17 protein-coding genes, 1 tRNA gene and 1 pseudogene are annotated in these 17,710 nt (G+C 73.3%); 10 read left to right on the forward strand and 9 right to left on the reverse strand.

The genetic code is table 11. The features are described from left to right. The first annotated feature begins 11 nt into the window (after positions 1–11). Together ACFYTE_RS03245 and ACFYTE_RS03250 are read left to right on the forward strand one after the other, a co-directional pair. On the forward strand, positions 12–1,124 hold the full coding sequence (locus ACFYTE_RS03245) for a transaldolase family protein (RefSeq protein ID WP_388704209.1): 1,113 nt from the start codon (positions 12–14) through the stop codon (positions 1,122–1,124). 188 nt (positions 1,125–1,312) lie between these two features. Then, positions 1,313–3,127 carry an ABC transporter ATP-binding protein gene (locus ACFYTE_RS03250; protein ID WP_388704211.1) on the forward strand — a complete coding sequence of 605 codons (1,815 nt, stop codon included), beginning with the start codon at positions 1,313–1,315 and terminating at the stop codon, positions 3,125–3,127. Between the two features lie 32 nt (positions 3,128–3,159). On the opposite strand, the gene ACFYTE_RS03255 is transcribed toward ACFYTE_RS03250, so the two are convergent. The 5 genes from ACFYTE_RS03255 to ACFYTE_RS03275 all read right to left on the reverse strand — a co-directional run bounded on the left by ACFYTE_RS03255 (position 3,160) and on the right by ACFYTE_RS03275 (position 8,041). Continuing rightward, a complete protein-coding gene (locus tag ACFYTE_RS03255) occupies positions 3,160–3,687 on the reverse strand; it encodes an NUDIX hydrolase family protein (protein WP_388705146.1) in 528 nt (175 codons plus the stop codon). A gap of 41 nt (positions 3,688–3,728) precedes the next feature. Beyond that, the gene (locus tag ACFYTE_RS03260; RefSeq protein ID WP_388704214.1) at positions 3,729–4,874 is read right to left on the reverse strand and encodes an amidohydrolase family protein; all 1,146 of its coding nucleotides are present in this window, start codon (positions 4,872–4,874) and stop codon (positions 3,729–3,731) included. Positions 4,875–4,876: 2 nt separating this feature from the next. Further along, positions 4,877–6,280: a glutamine synthetase gene (locus ACFYTE_RS03265; RefSeq protein WP_388704217.1), complete on the reverse strand. Its 1,404-nt coding sequence runs from the start codon at positions 6,278–6,280 to the stop codon at positions 4,877–4,879. Between the two features lie 38 nt (positions 6,281–6,318). Next, a complete protein-coding gene (locus ACFYTE_RS03270) occupies positions 6,319–7,131 on the reverse strand; it encodes an SAM-dependent methyltransferase (RefSeq protein WP_388704219.1) in 813 nt (270 codons plus the stop codon). Positions 7,132–7,231: 100 nt separating this feature from the next. Next, positions 7,232–8,041: an alpha/beta hydrolase gene (locus ACFYTE_RS03275; RefSeq protein WP_388704220.1), complete on the reverse strand. Its 810-nt coding sequence runs from the start codon at positions 8,039–8,041 to the stop codon at positions 7,232–7,234. 276 nt (positions 8,042–8,317) lie between these two features. Here ACFYTE_RS03275 and ACFYTE_RS03280 point away from each other — a divergent pair, with 276 nt between their 5' ends. Then, positions 8,318–9,091 carry a sulfite exporter TauE/SafE family protein gene (locus ACFYTE_RS03280; protein ID WP_388705149.1) on the forward strand — a complete coding sequence of 258 codons (774 nt, stop codon included), beginning with the start codon at positions 8,318–8,320 and terminating at the stop codon, positions 9,089–9,091. Positions 9,092–9,100: 9 nt separating this feature from the next. Here ACFYTE_RS03280 and ACFYTE_RS03285 read toward each other — a convergent pair whose 3' ends face one another. Then, positions 9,101–9,943, reverse strand: a complete 843-nt coding sequence (locus tag ACFYTE_RS03285; RefSeq protein WP_388704222.1) for an HAD-IIA family hydrolase — start codon at positions 9,941–9,943, stop codon at positions 9,101–9,103. A 225-nt stretch (positions 9,944–10,168) separates the two neighbouring features. Here ACFYTE_RS03285 and ACFYTE_RS03290 point away from each other — a divergent pair, with 225 nt between their 5' ends. After that, complete coding sequence (locus ACFYTE_RS03290; protein ID WP_388704225.1) at positions 10,169–10,927, forward strand: cobalt-precorrin-6A reductase; 759 nt, start codon at positions 10,169–10,171, stop codon at positions 10,925–10,927. 36 nt (positions 10,928–10,963) lie between these two features. Here ACFYTE_RS03290 and cobF read toward each other — a convergent pair whose 3' ends face one another. After that, complete coding sequence (gene cobF / locus ACFYTE_RS03295) at positions 10,964–11,737, reverse strand: precorrin-6A synthase (deacetylating) (protein ID WP_388704227.1); 774 nt, start codon at positions 11,735–11,737, stop codon at positions 10,964–10,966. 184 nt (positions 11,738–11,921) lie between these two features. Beyond that, positions 11,922–12,455: a DUF309 domain-containing protein gene (locus ACFYTE_RS03300; protein WP_388704229.1), complete on the reverse strand. Its 534-nt coding sequence runs from the start codon at positions 12,453–12,455 to the stop codon at positions 11,922–11,924. 113 nt (positions 12,456–12,568) lie between these two features. Here ACFYTE_RS03300 and ACFYTE_RS03305 point away from each other — a divergent pair. Together ACFYTE_RS03305 and ACFYTE_RS03310 are read left to right on the forward strand one after the other, a co-directional pair. After that, positions 12,569–12,642 (forward strand) — tRNA-Pro (locus ACFYTE_RS03305). Positions 12,643–12,948: 306 nt separating this feature from the next. Next, positions 12,949–13,167, forward strand: a pseudogene (locus ACFYTE_RS03310) (Lrp/AsnC family transcriptional regulator); the annotation flags it as partial. Positions 13,168–13,429: 262 nt separating this feature from the next. On the opposite strand, the gene ACFYTE_RS03315 reads toward ACFYTE_RS03310, so the two are convergent. Further along, positions 13,430–13,717, reverse strand: a complete 288-nt coding sequence (locus ACFYTE_RS03315) for a hypothetical protein (RefSeq protein WP_388704231.1) — start codon at positions 13,715–13,717, stop codon at positions 13,430–13,432. Positions 13,718–13,946: 229 nt separating this feature from the next. Here ACFYTE_RS03315 and ACFYTE_RS03320 point away from each other — a divergent pair, with 229 nt between their 5' ends. The 4 genes from ACFYTE_RS03320 (at position 13,947) to ACFYTE_RS03335 (ending at position 17,659) form a co-directional block, all read left to right on the forward strand. Further along, the gene (locus ACFYTE_RS03320) at positions 13,947–14,747 is read left to right on the forward strand and encodes a BTAD domain-containing putative transcriptional regulator (RefSeq protein ID WP_388704233.1); all 801 of its coding nucleotides are present in this window, start codon (positions 13,947–13,949) and stop codon (positions 14,745–14,747) included. Between the two features lie 107 nt (positions 14,748–14,854). Beyond that, entirely contained in the window at positions 14,855–15,628 is a 774-nt protein-coding gene (locus ACFYTE_RS03325) for a thioesterase II family protein (RefSeq protein ID WP_388704236.1), read from the forward strand. Between the two features lie 230 nt (positions 15,629–15,858). Further along, entirely contained in the window at positions 15,859–16,272 is a 414-nt protein-coding gene (locus ACFYTE_RS03330) for a DUF4260 family protein (RefSeq protein ID WP_388704238.1), read from the forward strand. Between the two features lie 151 nt (positions 16,273–16,423). Beyond that, positions 16,424–17,659 carry a cytochrome P450 gene (locus ACFYTE_RS03335; RefSeq protein WP_388704241.1) on the forward strand — a complete coding sequence of 412 codons (1,236 nt, stop codon included), beginning with the start codon at positions 16,424–16,426 and terminating at the stop codon, positions 17,657–17,659. The last annotated feature ends 51 nt before the right edge of the window (positions 17,660–17,710 follow it).

A 17,710-nucleotide genomic window follows, 5' to 3' on the forward strand; every position in this document is an offset into this window, starting at 1 on the left:
GGGGCCACTCGATGAACGCCGGTGACACGACCGGCCGTCACCTCAAGCGGTTGCGCGCCGAGGGGGTTTCCGTCTGGCTACGGGGGTTCCATCATCCCGATCCGGAGGGCGAGTTGCCCGGCCTCGTGGCGGCCTGGGACCTGGGGGGAGTGACCTGGACGGTCGACGACGTCCTCGCGGGGGGCGGCCGGGCCCGCCTCGCCGAACTCCGCGAGGGCGGGGCCGACCCGGCGCGGGCCTGGCGCCGGCTGTCGGCGGACGCGACCCGCGCCGCCTGCGACGCACTGCTCCCGCTGTACGAGGCCAGCCGCAGCGGGACGGGCCTGGTCTCGGCCGATCTGCCGCCGGCCGGGCCCGGCCGTTCCGCGGCTCAGGAGGCGCGGGCCCTGTGGTGGGCCGTCGACCGTTCCAATCTGCTGCTGAAGATCCCGGGCACGCCCGGCAGTCTGGAGACGGTCAGCGCCCTGGTCGCCGACGGCATCGGCGTCGACGTCACACCGGTGTTCAGCGCCATGCGGTACGAGCAGGTCTTCGCAGCGCTGTGCGCGGGACTTGAGCAGGCACGGCGGGCGGGCCGCGCGCTGCACCGCATCTGCTCGGCGGTGTCGCTGCCCATCGCCCCTGTCGACGCCCTGGTGGACCGTCGGCTGCGCGAGCAGGGGCTCGCCGCCGCCCGCTACCCGACGGGTGAGGCGGCCCGCGCCCACGCCCGTGTCGTGTACCACCTGCACGAGCAGGCGATGAGCGCGCCGCGCTGGCAGCGGCTCGCCGCGCAGGGTGCGCGGCTGCCGCACCTCGTGTGGACGGATCTGGAACCGGCCGGACCGGTCCGCTACGCCGACCACCTCGTCGCCTGGGGAGTGGTGCACGCCCTCAGCCGCCCCGCGCTCCCCACCAACGCCGGCTCCACCCTGATCGGCGATGCCCTGTCCGGCCGCCACATCACCGCGCGCCAGGACCTGGAGGCGCTGTACGCCTTCGGCCTGTCCTACGAGGAACTGGCGAGGGAACTGGAGACGGCGTGGCTGGCCGACCGGGAGGAGCAGGGGCGCGCTCTGTGGCGGGACTCGGCACGCGGGACCGGTTCCACGAGCCCGGCCCCAGCGGAGCCGAACCCCACCTGAGCCGGGTCCACTTGAGCCGGGTCGTCACATGGGCTCCGTCGTCGGCCGGTTCGGGTCGTCGGGTGGGAAAACACGTGGACTGCGTGCGAGCGCCCGCGGGACACTGCCCGTCCTGTTCGCCCGTACCGCAGGTGGCCGTCGTCGGTCATGTGCGGGCGCGGGCCGCCCTACGACACCACAGGGTTGGGATGCAGACGCCTGAATCGCGTGGGAATCCTCGGCGCAGGGGCTCGGTGCTCCTCGCACTTCGTTACTACGGACGGGAGTTGGCCCGACTGCGACGGCTCACGGCGCCCGCGATGCTGCTGCCGGCGCTGGGCAACATCGGCATCGCCTACATCGCGCCGCTGATCGTCGCCAAGCTCGTCGCCGACCTCGCGGACGACCCCGAAACCGCCGTCGGCTCGGTGCTGCCGTACGTCCTCGGCTTCGCCGGCGTACTGCTGCTCGCGGAGACGCTGTGGCGGATCGGACTGCACTGCCTCAACCGTCTCGACGCCCTCGGCATCGAGCACCTGTACGTCGTCGGCATGGACGAACTGTTCGCCAAGGACGCCGCGTTCTTCCACGACAACTTCGCCGGATCGCTGACCAAACGGGTGCTGAGCTTCGCCTCCCGCTTCGAGGAGTTCGTCGACACACTCACCTTCAACGTCGTCGGCAGCTTCGTACCGCTGGCGTTCGGCTCGGTCGTCCTGTGGCGCTACGAACCGCTGCTCGTCGTCGGCCTGTTGACGATGATCGCGCTCACCGCGGTGTGTGTGGTGCCCCTGATCCGCCGCCGCCAGGCCCTCGTCGACGAACGCGAGGAGGCCATCGCCCGGGTGTCCGGACACGTCGCCGACAGCCTGATGAACATGGACACCGTCCGGGCGTTCGCCGCCGAGGAACGGGAGGCCGCCGAGCACCGCTCCCGCGTCGCCGTGTCCCGCCGGCTCACCCTGCGGTCGTGGGACTACGGCAATCTGCGCATCGACACCCTCGTCGCACCGATGTCCGTGCTCACCAACGCGCTCGGCCTGCTGCTCGCGGTCGCGCTCGGCGGTGGCGAGCACGGAGTGGAGGCCGTCGTCGTCGCCTTCACGTACTACACCAACGCGACCCGGATCATGTTCGAGTTCAATCAGATCTACCGCCGCCTGGAGAGTTCCATGACGGAGGCGGCGCAGTTCACCGAACTGCTGCGGACGTCGCCGACCGTGCTCGACCCCCGGTCGCCGCAGCCGCTGCCGACCCGCCCCACCGACATCCGGTTCGAGCGGGTGAGCTTCGCCCACGCGGGCGCCGAGCCGCTGTTCAAGGGCCTGGACCTGACCGTGCCCAGCGGGACGAAGGTCGGGCTCGTCGGCCGGTCCGGCGGTGGCAAGACCACGCTCACCCGGCTGCTGCTGCGGATGACGGACATCGACTCCGGCCGGATCCTGATCGGCGGCCGGGAGATCAACCGGCTGCGCCAGGCGGACCTGCGCAGCCTGATCGCCTACGTGCCGCAGGACCCGGCGATGTTCCACCGCTCGCTGCGGGACAACATCGCCTTCGCCAGGCCCGGCGCCACCGACGCCGAGATCCGCCGCGCCGCCGAGGCGGCGCACGTCACGGAGTTCGCCGACGCGCTGTCCGACGGCTTCCGGACCATGGTGGGCGAGCGCGGCGTCAAGCTGTCCGGCGGTCAGCGCCAGCGGGTCGCCCTCGCGCGGGCGATCCTGCGGGACGCGCCGATCCTGCTGCTGGACGAGGCGACCAGCGCCCTCGACTCGGAGAGCGAGATCCTCGTCCAGGAGGCGCTGTGGCGGCTCATGGAAGGGCGGACGGCGCTGGTCGTGGCGCACCGGCTGAGCACGGTCGCCTCCATGGACCGGCTGATCGTGCTCGACCGCGGGCGGATCGTCGAGCAGGGCACCCACCAGGAACTGCTCACGTCGGACGGCGCGTACGCCAAGCTGTGGCAGCACCAGTCGGGCGGCTTCCTCGACGCCGTCCCGCCCCAGGCCGACCCGCACTGAGGACCACGGGACGAACCACGGACCGCAGGAGGTCAGGACACCTGGCCGACATGGGCGAGGGCCTGCTTCAGCAGCGCCCCGTGCCCGCCGGGCATCTCGCTGTGCACCGCCTCGGACGCGGCCTCCTGCGGCGTGAACCACACCAGGTCCAGCGCGTCCTGCCGGGGCCGGCAGTCCCCGGTCACCGGGACGACGTAGGCGAGGGACACCGCGTGCTGCCGCGGGTCGTGGTACGGGGTGATCCCCGCCGTCGGAAAGTACTCGGCGACCGTGAACGGCTGGAGCGAGGCCGGCACCCGCGGCAGTGCCACCGGCCCGAGGTCCTTCTCCAGATTTCGCAGCAGGGCGTCGCGCACCCGCTCGTGGTGCAGGACCCGGCCGGAGACCAGGGTGCGGCTGACCGTGCCGTCCGGCCCGATGCGCAGCAGCAGACCGACACTGATGACTTCGCCGCTGTCGTCCACGCGCACGGGCACGGCCTCGACGTACAGGATCGGCATGCGGGCACGCGCCATCTCCAGCTCGTCGCTGGTCAGCCAGCCGGGCGTGGTTTCGGTCATGTCAGACATGGCTTGATCATACTTTCCGGTGTGGTGCGCGCTCAGTCGCGGGCGGGGTCGGGTGAGGGCAGTCCGTACAGGCGGCGGGCGTTGTCCCGGCCCGTCCAGGCGGCGATCCGCAGGGCGTCGGGCAGGCTCAGCTCGTCCGCGTCCACCCGGTCCTGGAGCAGCGCGGCGAGCCCCTGCCGGAAGCACAGCGCGCCGAGGTGGTGGAGCTCGGCCAGAGCGTACGCGTCGGAGCTGTACAGCAGTTTGCGGAACGGAGTGATCTCCAGTGCCTCCTCCAGGATCGCCCGGGACCGGGCCGGTCCCGCGTGGTGCAGGGCCAGTCCGACGTCCAGGTACACCTGCTCGAACACCGCCGCCAGATAAGCGGCGTTGCGCTGGTAGGGCCAGCAGTGCAGCAGCAGCACGGGCACCGTGCCCCGGGTCAGGCGCAGCCAGTCCGTCAGCAGGGCGGGGTCGGCCCGGTGCAGCCGCAGGTCGGCGTCGCCGAACCCGGTGTGCAACTGCAGCGGCAGCCCCAGGTCGACCGCGGTCCACAGCAGCTGCCGTACCAGCACCGGGTCGGTGAGCGGGCCGCCCGCCGCGAGCCAGCGCCGGGCCGCGGCGGTCACCTCCGCGTCCGCGGGCCGGGCCGGATCCAGGGCGAAGCCGGTGCGGTAGGCGGCCACCGACTTCACCGCGACCACGCCCGGCCGGCGCACCGCACGCTCGGCGGCGGCGCGGAACACGCGTGCGTACTCGCCCGGTTCGACACCCTCACGGGCCACCGTCTCGGCGACCGCCTCCAGCCGCACCACCTCGTACGCCGTCGCGCCCGCGGCCCGGGCCAGCTCGGCGGGGGAGGTGAGGGGACGCGGGGCGTACCCGGTGTCGACGCAGAACGCCCCGGCCGCCGCCGCGGACAGGAAGCGCCGGTTGACCTCCGCCCAGCCCAGGGCGGTGCGCCGGGCCAGATAGTCGGCGGCGGGCGCGTGCCGGGGCAGGTCGAGCAGGGGGGCGCAGTGGCGGCGCACGGCCGTGCCGACCGGGGTGTCGAAGGGGGAGATCCCGCTGCCGGGCCGGGCCTCGCCCTCGGTGAGCAGCGACTCGAACTCGGCCGGGGCGAGCTGGGCGGTGACCGCGCCGTGGCAGTGGTGGTCCACCAACGGCAGTCCGGCGAGGGCTTCCTGGACCGCGCCCATCGTCAGTACCGCCAGCGGTAGGCCGCCGCCACCTGCGCGTCGTCGAGGCCGTCGACGCGGCGGGCCTCCCCGAGGCGGACCGCGGTCACCGCGTCGGCCAGGACCGGCCCCAGCGCGGCGCGCAGCACCCGGTCGGCGCAGAACGCCTCGGCCGCCGCCGTGAGCGTGGTCGGCAGCCGTCGCACGCCCCGGGCGGCGGCCTCGTCGGCGTCGAACCGGGCCGGGTCCCCGGTGATCTCCTCGGGCAGCGGGGCCGCGGCGGCGAGGCCGTCGAGACCGGCGGCGATGACACAGCCGAGCGCGAGATACGGGTTGGCGGCCAGATCGACCGGTTTCACCTCCAGATTGGCCTCCCGCTCCCGGCGGCCCGCCATGCCGGTGACGACCCGCAGCGCCGCCTCCCGGGTCTCCCGGCCCCAGCAGGTGAACACGCCCGCCCACTGGGCGGGCCGCAGCCGCAGATAGCTGGCCGGGCTCGGCGCGGTCACCGCGGTCAGCGCGGGCAGCCGGGCCAGCACCCCGGCCGTGAACGACTCCGCGGCGCCCGTCATGCCGTACCGGCCCGTGCCACCCGCGTGCAGGTTCACCCCGCCTCGCCAGCAGGACAGATGCAGATGACCGCCGTTGCCGACGCCGGTGGCGAGCACGGCCGGGGCGAACGACACCCGCAGTCCGTGCCGCCGCGCCACCGCCCGGACGGTCTGCCGCACGAGTACACTCCGGTCGGCCGCCGCCACCGGGTCGAGCGCGCCGACCGACACCTCGAACTGCCCGGCCGCGTACTCCGGATGGACCTGGTCGACGGCCACGCCCTGCGCGGCGAGCGCGGCCAGCAGATCGGCGGTGCAGTCGCTCAGCTCGACCTGCCGGGTGGCGCTGTAGGCCGGGCCGGACACCGCGGGCACGAACGCACCCTCGGGCGCCGAGTCCAGGGCGACACTCCACTCGATCTCGACGGCCGCCCGGACGGTGACGCCGAGCCGGGCCTCGGCGTCCGCGACGACCCGGCGCAGGAAGGTGCGGCCGCACCCGGGATGCGGCTCGCCCTCCTGGGTGATCCGGTCCACCGGCGCCCAGGCCCAGCCGGGCTGGCCGGCCAGCTCCACCAGGTGGTCCAGGTCCGGGTACAGCCGCAGATCGCCGTCGGGGGAACCGAGGACGTCGGTGGTGACGATCGAGTCGTCGGCCAGGAACGTGTCGAAGACCGGTGACATGCCGACGCCCCAGGCCGCCGCGTCGCCGAGCCGCGCCGTCGGGATCGTCTTGACCCGGCCCACGCCCGCCGTGTCGACGTAGGCCAGCACGATCCCGTGGACGCCCCGGCCGGTCAGCTCGGCGGCGCGGGCCACGGCCCGCTCCACGTCGCCGGGACGCCCACCGGGCACGGGGTCGGCCAGCGTGGTCATACGTCCTCCATGACGGGCTCGGCGGTCCGGTCCGTGGGTCAGGGTTTCACGGCCACCGCGCCGAACTGGGGCACCGCCGCGGGGGAGTCGGGTCCGGCGCGCCACTGCGAGCACGGCACCAGGCCCGGTTCGAGCAGGTCGAGTCCGTCGAGGAAGGCGGCGACCTCGTTCTTCGCGCGGGCGATGATGGGCGGTGTGGCGTTCTCGTTCCAGAACTCCATGGCGGCCACGTTGCCCGCGCCGCCGAACTCGGCGTCGAAGGTGGGGTGGGTCAGCGCGAGGAAGCTGCCGGAGGGCACCGCCGCCATGACCCGGCGCACGATGTCGCGCGCCTCGTCCGCGTCGAGCACGAAGTTCAGGATGCCCAGCATCATCACCGCGACCGGCCGCGACAGGTCCAGGGTCTCGGCGGCCCGCCGCAGGATCGCTTCCGGGTCGCGCACATCGGCGTCGATGTAGTCGGTGACGCCCCCGGCGCTGCTGGTGAGCAGGGTGCGGGCGTGCGCCAGCACGATCGGGTCGTTGTCGACGTACACGATCCGTGACTCGGGCACGATCCGCTGCGCTATCTCATGGGTGTTGTTCACGGTCGGCAGCCCGGTGCCGATGTCGAGGAACTGCCGCACCCCGCGCTCCTCGGCCAGGAACCGGACCGCCCGCCCCAGGAACTCCCGGTCCGCGCGCGCGACCGCCCGGATCACCGGGAACAGCCCGGCGACATGCTCGCCGACCTGCTGGTCGACCTCGTAGTTGTCCTTGCCGCCGATCCAGTAGTTCCAGACCCGCGCGTTGTGGGCCACGGAGGTGTTCAGCCTCACCGGCCCGTCCGCAGGGGGGTGCCCCTCGCTCACGTCATTGCCCTTCTTATCCGGGGTGGTTCGCCGTCATTCTGCCGCCCGATGATCGGGACTGTCCCGGGAATAGGACGCCCGAGGCGGTTCCCGGTACGGCTCAGGCCGGCAGCGCGGTGTCCAGGAAGCCGAGGAGGTCCGTGAAGACCTCGGTCCGGTTCGTCTCGTTGAAGACCTCGTGCCGGGCCCCGGCGTAGATCCGCTCGGTCGCCGTGCCGCCGCTCAGCCGTGCCACGCCGGGCCGGCTGCCGGCCGGCGGGACCAGCCGGTCCTCGGCGCCGTGCAGCCACAGCACGGGGAGCCGGCCGACGGCACCGCCCGCGGCCACGGTCTCCAGGGTGCGGGCGAACGCGCTCAGCGTCGGCCGCTTCATCGGGCCGTGCCACACCAGCGGATCGGCGGCGTACGCGGCGCCCACGGCGGGATCGCGGGAGAGTGCCGCCGGGCTGACCGGGGTGTCCGGGATCTCGTCGAGGGCCAGCAGCCGCCCGGGCAGCTCCCAGGCGCCGATCACCGGTCCGGACAGCACGAGCGCGGCGGGCTCGGCGGGGTGGCGCTGCACGTAGCGGGCGGCGATCAGACCGCCCATGGAGTGGCCGAGCACGACCAGCGGCAGCCCGGGATGCGCGGCGCTGGCGAGGTCCGCCACGGCGTGCAGATCGGTGACCGCGTCCTCGAAGTCCTCGATCAGCACGCGCTCGCCCGCCGATCTGCCGTGGCCCGCATGGTCGGGCCCGTACACGGCCGCGCCGTGCACGGACAGGACGTCGGCGAGCCGTTCGTAGCGGCCGATGTGTTCGCCGTAACCGTGTACCAGGAGGACGAGGCGGCGCGGCGCCGGGTGCGGCCACTCGCGTGCGCTGATCGCGCCCCGGACGCCGGTCAGGACATGCTCGCGGGCGTGGGCCATGGGACCTCCGGGTGCCTCGGTGCGGGTACGGGGAGATCTTCCCAGCGGCCCGGGCGCCGGGCCAGAGTCCGCCGGTCACCAGCGTCGACGGTCGGGAGCCCAGCCACGCGCCCCGTCCACTTCGCGGCCGCCCGCCGCACCCCCATCGGCAGGCTGCGCGGAGCCCAGGCCTCCGTGCGGCCCGACGGCCTCGCGGCGGCCGTCATCCGCCGGCTGGTCGCCGACGTACCCGCGCTCGACCCGGCCCGGATGCGTGGGCATAACATCGGTGACCGCATGAACACGATGACGCTCTGGCACATATCAGGCTGGGAGTTCGCCGCCCTGGCCTTCGCGGCGCTCCTGGTCGGCTTCTCCAAGACCGCGGTGAGCGGCGCCAACACGGTCAGCCTCGCCGTCTTCGCGGCGGTGCTGCCCGCCCGCGCCTCCACCGGCGTACTGCTCCCGGTGCTGATCGCGGGCGATCTGCTCGCCGTCGCCACCTACCGGCGGCACGCCCACTGGCCCACGCTGTGGCGGCTGTTCCCCGCCGTCGCGGCCGGTGTGGTCCTCGGCACGCTGTTCCTGATGTGGGCCGACGACGGGATCGTACGGACCTCGATCGGCGCGATCCTGCTGCTGATGGCCGCCGTCACGCTCTGGCGGCGGCGCCGGTCCGGCACCGAGGAGGCGCCCGAGCCGGACACCGGCCGGGCGGGCCGCGTCAAGGCCCGCTCGTACGGCGTCCTCGGCGGCTTCACCACCATGGTCGCCAACGCGGGCGGCCCGGTGATGTCGATGTACCTGCTGTCGGCGGGCTTTCGGAAGCTGGGCTTCCTCGGCACGTCGGCGTTCTTCTTCCTGATCGTGAACGTGTCCAAGGTCCCCTTCAGCGTCGGCCTCGGACTGATCGACGGCCACTCGCTGCTCCTCGACGCCGCGCTCGTCGTGTTCGTCGTGCCCGGCGCGTTCCTCGGCACCTGGGCCGTGGGCAGGATCAACCAGCGACTGTTCGAGCGCCTGGTGATCGCGGCGACGGTCGTGGGCGGCGTGCAACTGCTGCTGCGCTGACGCCGACCGCTATCCGCGCAGTCCGAGGAGCGCGGGCAGGTCGGCGAACGAGTCCAGCACGTGGTCCGGGGTGCCGCTCGCCGCGGCGAGCGATTCGGGCAGGTACTTGCCCGTGCGGACCAGCACCCCGCTGATCCCGGCCCGCTGCGCCGCCAGCACGTCCGACTCGATGTCGTCGCCCACCATCAGCGTCCGGTCCGCGCCCACCCCCAGCCGGGCCAGCGCCGCCGCGAAGAACGCCGGCGACGGCTTGCCGGTCACCACCGCCTCGGTGCGCGCCGCCCGCTCCAGGCCCAGCAGGAAAGCACCCGTGTCCAGCTGGAGACCGCGGTCCGTGCGCCAGAACAGATTGCGGTGCATCGCCACCAGCCGCGCACCCCGCTGGAGGTGCCCGAAGACCCGGTTGAGCGCCGCGTAGCCGAACTCCGGTCCTGCGCCGCCCACGACCACCACGTCCGGGCTCGTGTTCTCGTCGTTCTCGTCGTTCGCGTCGTTCTCGTCGTTCTCGTCGTTCTCGTCGACGAGCCGCACGCCCTCCAGGTCCTCCCGGACGTCCCCGCTGTTCAGAAGGGCGCAGCGGGCCCCGGGGAAGTGCTCGGCGAGATGCTTCGCGGTGACGGCGGGCGCGGTGAGCACGTCCTCGGCGCCCGCCGCGAAACTGGCCTCGCCCAGGGCCGTGGCGATCGAGGCCCGCGTCCGGGACGTCGTGTTGGTGACGAGCGCGACGCCGAGCCCGGCCGCGCGGATCTCCCGCAGCGCCGCCACCGCGCCGGGCAGGGCCCGCCACGAGACGGTGAGCACCCCGTCGATGTCGATCAGCACGGCACGCACGGACGTCGAACCGGTCTCCATACCGGCCAGGTACCCCGATCACCACATCCCGACCACACCCAGGGCCCGGACGCCTGCCCCACGGCCTGGATGCCCGCGCCGCACGCCCGGGGGTCGGCGCCGTACGCCTGGATGCCCGGATCGCACGCCCGGACGGCTGCGACCCGCCCCGTACGTCGGGGCGGTGGTGATCCGCGGTCCTGTACGTCGGGGCGGCGGCGACCCGCGACCCCGTACGCTCACCCCATGTCCCCACACGTCCTGATCCTCGGTGGTACCGCAGAGGCGCGCCTGCTCGCCGGTGAACTCGCGTCCGTCCCCGGTGTCCGGGTCACCGTGTCACTGGCCGGGCGGGTGACCCGGCCGGCGCCGGTGGCCGGGGACGTCCGCACCGGAGGGTTCGGCGGGGCCGAGGGGCTGGCCGCATGGCTCGCCGAGCGGCGGGTGACCGCCGTCGTCGACGCCACGCACCCCTTCGCCGCCCGGATCACCGCCAACGCGGCGCGGGCCGCGGCGGCGACCGGGGTGCCGCTGGTGGTGCTGCGCCGCCCGGGCTGGCAGCCCGGCGACGGCGACCGCTGGCACCTGGTGGCCTCCCTGGCCGCCGCCGCGGACACGCTGCCCGGCCTCGGCCGCCGGGCCTTTGTGACCACCGGCCGCCTCGGTCTGGCCGCCTTCGCCCACCTCGCCGGCGTGCACCTCGTCGTACGGTCCGTTGAGCCGCCCGAGCCGCCGCTGCCGCCGCACGCCGAAGTCCTCCTCGCGCGGGGCCCGTTCACGGCGGCCGACGAGACGGCGCTGCTGCGCCGGCACCGGATCGACGTGCTGGTCACCAAGGACAGCGGGGGAGCGGCCACGGCCGCCAAGCTGACGGCCGCCCGCACGCTCGGCCTGCCCGTGGTCGTCGTACGCAGGCCGCCGCTGCCGGCCGGAGTGACCGCGGTGCCCGACGTCGCGGCCGTACTGGAACGGCTGGGCCGCACCCCGCCACGCCCGACGCCCTGAGCCGGCCGCAACACCGGATCCCGCGGTACGGGGTCGTCAGCGGTCGCGCGGATGGCGGCGCAGCAGATACGTGTCCATGATCCAGCCCTTGCGGGCACGGGCCTCGGCGCGCAGCCGCTCGATGCGCGGACCGGCCTCCGCGAGCGGACCGGAGTCCAGGATCTCGTCCGCAGTGCCCAGATAGGCACCCCAGTAGATGTCGATGTCCTCGCCGGCGTACCGCCGGAACGCCTGCTGGGCGTCGAGCATCACCACCACGTCGTCCACGCCCTCGGGGAAGCCCTCGGCCAGCCGCCGCCCGGTGGTGATCTGCACGGGCCGGGCCACCCGGTTCAGGCCGGTGCGGTGCCGGGCGACGAGCGCCGAGACACTGCTGATGCCCGGCACGACCTCGTGGGCGAAGGCCACGGCGCCCCGGGCCAGCACCTCCTCCAGGATCCCCAGCGTGCTGTCGTACAGCGCGGGATCCCCCCACACCAGGAACGCCCCGGTCTCGTCCTCGCCCAACTCCTCGGCGATCAGCCGCTCGTAGACGTCGGCACGTGCGCTGCGCCACTCACCGACGGCCGGCGAGTACGCCGCGCCGCCCGCGCCCCGATCCCGCTCCGGGTCGCGCGCCTCCACCAGCCGGTACGTCCCCGGCGGCAGATGCGCGTCCAGCATCTCCCGGCGCACCCGGGTCAGATCGCTCTTCACCTCGCCCTTGTCGAGGAGGAAGAACACGTCCGTGCCGCGCAGCGCCCGGACCGCCTGCAGGGTCAGCTGCTCCGGGTCGCCCGCGCCGATACCGATGACAAGAATCCTTCGCACCCCCCGAGTCTGCCCCATGCATGCCCCCGACCGTGCCCGCACCCTGTCCCACCGGGCGCCGAGCGCTCCGCTGGACATGCTGCGATGTGCCGTCGGTCGTCTGCGGCACCGTCGTGGCCGGTCGCGCAGTTCCCCGCGCCCCTTCAGAGCGCTGTCGAACCGCAGCGGACTTCACCGGACCTGCTCAGGACGCCTGCCGCCCGCGCAGCCGGGGCGCCCGCGCGGCGGCGTCGACGGGCTCCGCGTCCCGCTCCACCGCGCCCGCCAGGTCGCGCGCCCAGCTCGCGAGCCCGGCGACGTCCAGCCCGTACGGCTGCTGCCGCCCGCTGTGTGCCGCCCACTCCTCGACCGCAGCCGCGCCCCGCCGCAGCAGCCGCGGCCCGCCGGTGGCATTGCCCCGGGCCGCATGGGTGAGCCCCACCGCCAGCTGGGCCAGGCCCCGCCACAGCGTGCGCTCGTCCCCGGGCCCGGACTTCCAGGCGTCCTCGAAGACCTCGTGCGCATGGAAGGGCCTGCCCGCGTCCAGCAGTTCCTGCGCCTCGGTGACCGTCTGCGACGGTGTGCGCACGATCCCTTCGGGCTGGCGCGCCACGCCGTCCGTGCCGTACGGCAGGGGCCGCCCAAGACCGTCCCGGGGCCGTGCGTTGCGGGCCCGGCCCGCGCTGTCCCGGTCCCGGGTGCCGGCCGGGCCTCCCGATGATGCGCCCGTGCTTCCCATACGCCGATTGTCCCCCACCGGCCCGGCCGCACCCGGCGCCGCTTTCGGCGCGACCCGGTGATTGGGGTAAAGTGCTCCACGCGCGCTCACACGGGTCACACCCGCGAGCGCACCGGGACGTGGCGCAGCTTGGTAGCGCACTTGACTGGGGGTCAAGGGGTCGCAGGTTCAAATCCTGTCGTCCCGACTTTTTGAAGTCGCAGATCAGGGGCGGTTTCGGAGCAATCCGAAACCGCCCTTTGATCGTTTTTGGGGACCGGTTGGGGACCGGAGCCCCTTCGGAGGGCCGTGTTCCGGTGAAGCCGTGCTGAACATTTTCGGACGCGGGGGCGGTGAAATCCGTCACCCGTGGCGAGATCTCGTCGGTGGCATCGGATCAGTGCCGTTGTCCTCACCGTGGCCCTCGCGGCCGCCGGAGCACCTCCGCCTCACCTCCGTCCACGCCGTATTCCTTCATTGGCGGGCCGAAAACTGCTGGTTAGCGTCCGGCGTCATGGACCACCGAGTTCTGACGGACACCATTGACGAGCTGGACCGCCGTGTGATCGCGGCTCTCCAGCTCAACGGTCGTGCCCGCTGGAACGCGGTGGCTCGCTGGGTGGGCGTGAACGAGACGACCGTCCGGCGACGGTACAAGGCGTTGCGCGAGCGCGGACTGCTGCGCGTCGTCGGCACCTTGCAGCTGGACCGCACCCGGGCGGGTTCTGCCGTCCCCGAGCCGCAACGCATCACCAAGGCTCTCGCAGATGTACGCCCGGTCGACCCGCGCACCGACGTGGCGATCACCGGAGACTGGAACCGTCCTGTCTTCGAACGGACACCAGAGGTGGCGGCGCTCGCCACTCAGGCACGCCGGTGCGCGGCCCTGGCCGTGGAGTAGGTACGCCGCCTGCCAGGGCCGGCCGGTCCCGCTGCGCCCTCGCGGCGTTACGTCCCCCTGCCCCGCGGAGGCAGCGCGGCACGGTGGGCGGTCGCTAGCCTCCGGTCCGTTTCACGTCGATGCCGAGTCCGGCCCACAGCTCCCGCTCCAGCCGGCTCGGCGGTGTCGTGCACCGCCGCTCCGGATGCCAGGCCGGGGGCGTGTACGGGGCTGCCGGCGGCTCGGCGTCACGCCCCGGGCGGTCGGGGTCCGGGCGGTCGGAGTCCGGGCCGGGGTCGGCGTAGTGGACGCCGGGCAGCGGTCCGACGGAGAAGGCGCCGAGCTGGATGAGCAGCTTCAACGCACCGGCGCCGGCCCTGCCGAGCCAGAACCTCAGCCTCATACCGCTCCTCTCCTTCCCAGCCGGTCCCGTGGCCGCCCTGGGACGGCAGCCGTCGGCGCCCAGGGTCACCGCTCGCCCTGGAGCATCGCTTAAAGGAGGCCGCGCAAAACCGCGACCATGAAAATTTCATACCCCGGGGCAGCCAGATTCCCGGCCGAAATCATGATCGGCTAAGTGTCGTTGTAGCCGACAACGTGTCAGTGTTCCGGCAGGCGGAAGGAGCAGTGGCATGGAGATCGGGGTTCTCGGGCCGCTCGTGGTGAGCATCGACGGCACCTCCGTGGTGCCGAGCGCGGCCAAGCCGCGGCAGCTGCTCGCGCTGCTGGCGGTCAACGCGGGAGGGGACGTCAACGTGGCGACCCTGACGGAGGAGCTGTGGGAGTCCAGACCCCCCAGCGGGCCCGCGGGAGTGGTGCAGACCTACGTCAAGCAATTGCGCCGGGCCATCGGGCACGCCCTGGGACCGGAGCACGAATGCGCGCCGAAAGAGGTGCTGAGCCGCAGCTACGCCGGGTACGCGCTGAACATGCCGGCGCCCGTCCTGGAGGCCGACCTCTTCCAGCAGCTCAGCGGCCGCGGCCTGCGGGCCCTGGAGGGCGGCGACGACGAGACCGCCGCGAAGCTGCTGGGCGAGGCGCTCGCCATGTGGCGCGGGCCGGTCCTCGCCGACGTACGCATCGGACCGGCGCTCCGCGTCGAACTGCTGCGGCTTGAGGAGGCGCGGCGCTCCGCGCTGGAGGGACGCATCACCGCCGATCTGCGACTCGGCCGGCACGCCGAGGTGATCGGTGAACTCCTCGCGCTCACCGAGCGTTTCCCGCTCCAGGAGAGTCTGCACGCGCTGCTGATGCTGGCGCTCTACCGGTGCGGACGCTCGTGGCAGGCGCTTGAGATCTTTCGAAAGCTACGCGCGTCGACCAGTCAGGAGCTGGGCATAGAACCCTCACTGCGCCTGCAGAAACTGCACCGGGCGATCCTGGCCGCCGACCCCCGGCTCGACCTCACCGTGCCGAGTTTGGCGGCCTTTTAGCGGGCCGGGGCACCGTGGGGCCGCGTCGGCCGGGCCCGGCCCACCCCTCGTCGCAGCACGGACCCGGCCGGCCCGCTCACCCCTGGACGGAACCGAGACGGAGCACCATGACGCGATATCTGTCCCGGAAGCGCCCGGACGACGAACCGGGCCCCGCGACACGGCTGTTCTGCTTCCCGTACGCGGGCGGCGGAGCCTCGGCGTACCGGCGATGGCAGCGCGGCCTCGACGCCCACGACGCCGGGGTACGGGTGATGCCCGTACAACTGCCCGGCCGCGAGGAACGGTTCGCCGAACCCAGGTTCACCGATCTGGACGCCCTCATCGACGACATGGACGCGCAGCTCGACGAGGAGCTGTCCGCACCCCACATCCTCTACGGACACAGCATGGGGGCGCTCATCGCGTACGCGCTCGCCCGGCGGCGGCAGCGGCGCGGCGCGGCCCTGCCCCGGGCACTCGTGCTGAGCGCCTACCGCGCCCCGCACCTGCCGGCCCCGCCGATCGCCGATCCGGACGCCGGGGACGCGGAACTCGTCGCCGGCCTGGCGGCACTCGGCGGCATCCCGCAGACACTGCTCGACCACCCCGAATTCCTCTCCGCACTGCTCCCGGTGGCCCGCGACGACCTGCGGCTGTGCCTGCGCAGCCGCGCCACGCCCGCCGAGCAACTACGGGTGCCGCTGCACCTGTTCGCGGGACGCGGGGACCGGCTGGTCGGCGTGTCCGAGGTGGCCGCCTGGAGGCGGCACGCGGGGCGCGGCTGCGATCTGCGCACCATGCCCGGCGGGCACTTCTTCGTCAGATCCGACGAGGGAGCCTTCCTGGCCGAACTCGCCTCCCTGACGCGCCGGTACGCCACGGAGCGGGTCGCGGCGTGACGGACGGTCACCGCGAGCGCGGCGGCCGGGTCATGAGAATCTCACGCACCGGTCATTTACCCGTCATACCGGGGCCATGGCGGCGTCCCCGCCGCCCGCTTGCGTTCCGTTCGCCCCGAAGACCGGGGAACGGCGGGCACGCCGGCCCTCCCACGACCACCTCCGCACGACCGCCGTGCCGCCCGAGCCCGTACGGAACCATCGAACCCCCGCGAAAGGAAACACGTCCCGTGCCACACGACGCCGCCGAAGGCGCCACGAGGAGCCCCGCCTCGCCGCAGGTCCGCATCGCCTGGGGCGTGCTGGCCGCCCTGCTGCTGATCTGGCTGGTGTTCGAGACGGCGAAGTACGGCGGCTGGGTGATCGTCGCCGCCCTCGCCGGTGTCGTCGTACCCGACCTCTCCTTCCTCGCCGGGCTCACCGGCCCGCACGAGCACGGCCGGATGCCGCGCAGGGCCGTTCCCCTCTACAACCTGCTGCACCGGCCCGTCGTCGCCGTCGTCGTCATGCTCACCTGTCTGATCCCGGACTCCTCGGCCGTCGCCGTCCCGCTGTTCAACTTCGGTCTGGCCTGGCTGGTGCACATCGCCGCCGACCGGGCCCTCGGGTTCGGCCTGCGCGGCGCGGACGGCAGGCAGCGCTGACCCACGCCCGCGGGGCGCTTTGGTGCCGCGCAAGCCCTCGCTGCGAGGCTCGTCCGGGTTCCCGACCGCGCCTCGCGCCGCGCGGCGGCCACTTGCCACTTGCATCACCGCACCCAAGTAACCGCTGAGCACCTGTTGCCGGAGGAGACGCATGGAAACGACGGACACGACGCACGGCGGGCCGCAGACCGGCAGGCCCCTCATGGACTACCCGTTCCACCGCCCTTCGGCCGTCGAAGTACCCCCGGTCTACGAGGAGTTGCGGGCCAAGTGCCCCGTCGCCCAGGTCCGGCTGCCCAGCGGCGACGAGGGCTATGTGGTGACCCGCTACGACGATGTGCGCACCGTGCTCGCCGACGCCAGGTTCAGCCGGGCCGCCACCATCGCACCCGAGGCGCCCCAGCTGACCAGCACGCCTCCGGTGCCGGGCAGCCTGTTCACCACGGACCCGCCCGAGCACACCCGGCTGCGCAGGCTCGTCTCCCGGGAGTTCACCGCCCGCCGTGTGCAGAACATGCGGCCGCGGATCCAGGAACTCACCGACGGACTCCTCGACGCGATGGAGAAGCAGGGCGGGCCGGTCGACCTCAACACGGCGCTGGCCTTTCCGCTGCCGGTGATGGTGATCTGCGAACTGCTCGGTGTCCCCTTCGAGGACCGCGACCGCTTCCGCGAGTGGTCCGACGCCTTTGTCTCGCTGACCGCGCACACCCCGGAGGAGACCGCCGCCCAGCGCCAGCAGATGATCGAGTACCTGGCGGCACTCGTCAAGCGCAAGCGGGAGGAGCCGACGGACGACCTGATGGGGGCGCTCGTCGCCGCCCACGACGAAGAGGGCAGCCTCAATGAGTTCGAGCTGATCGTCATGGCGGCGACCATCCTCGTCGCCGGTCACGAGACCACCGTCAGCATGATCGGCAAGATCGTGCTGACCCTGCTGCGCCACCCGGAGCACCTGGCCACGCTGCGCGAGCACCCCGAGATGATCGACCACGCCGTCGAGGAACTGCTGCGCGTCAACCCGATCGGTGACGGCGGCCCGCTGCGGATCACCCTGGAAGACGTGGAGATCGGCGGCACCGTCATCCCCAAGGGCAGCGCGGTGCTGGCGGCGGTGTGCTCCGCCAACCAGGACCCCACGCGCTTCCCGGGCGCCGAGGCCGACGAGTTCGACCCCACCCGGCCCGAGGCCGTCCACCACGTCGCGTTCGGCCACGGCCCGCACTTCTGCGTGGGCGCCGCGCTGGCCAGAGCTGAGCTGCAGATCGTCATCGCCTCGCTGCTGGACCGGTTCCCCGGTCTGCGGCTCGCGGAGGACGTCGAGGCCCTGGAGCTGACGACCGGAATGATGGTCCACGGCCTGACCCGCCTCCCCGTCACCTGGTGACACCCCACCACCGACTGACGCCAGCCCGCCGACCCGACCCGCCGGCCCGAC

The organism is Streptomyces sp. NPDC004629 (assembly GCF_042873595.1).
Lineage (GTDB): Bacteria > Actinomycetota > Actinomycetes > Streptomycetales > Streptomycetaceae > Streptomyces.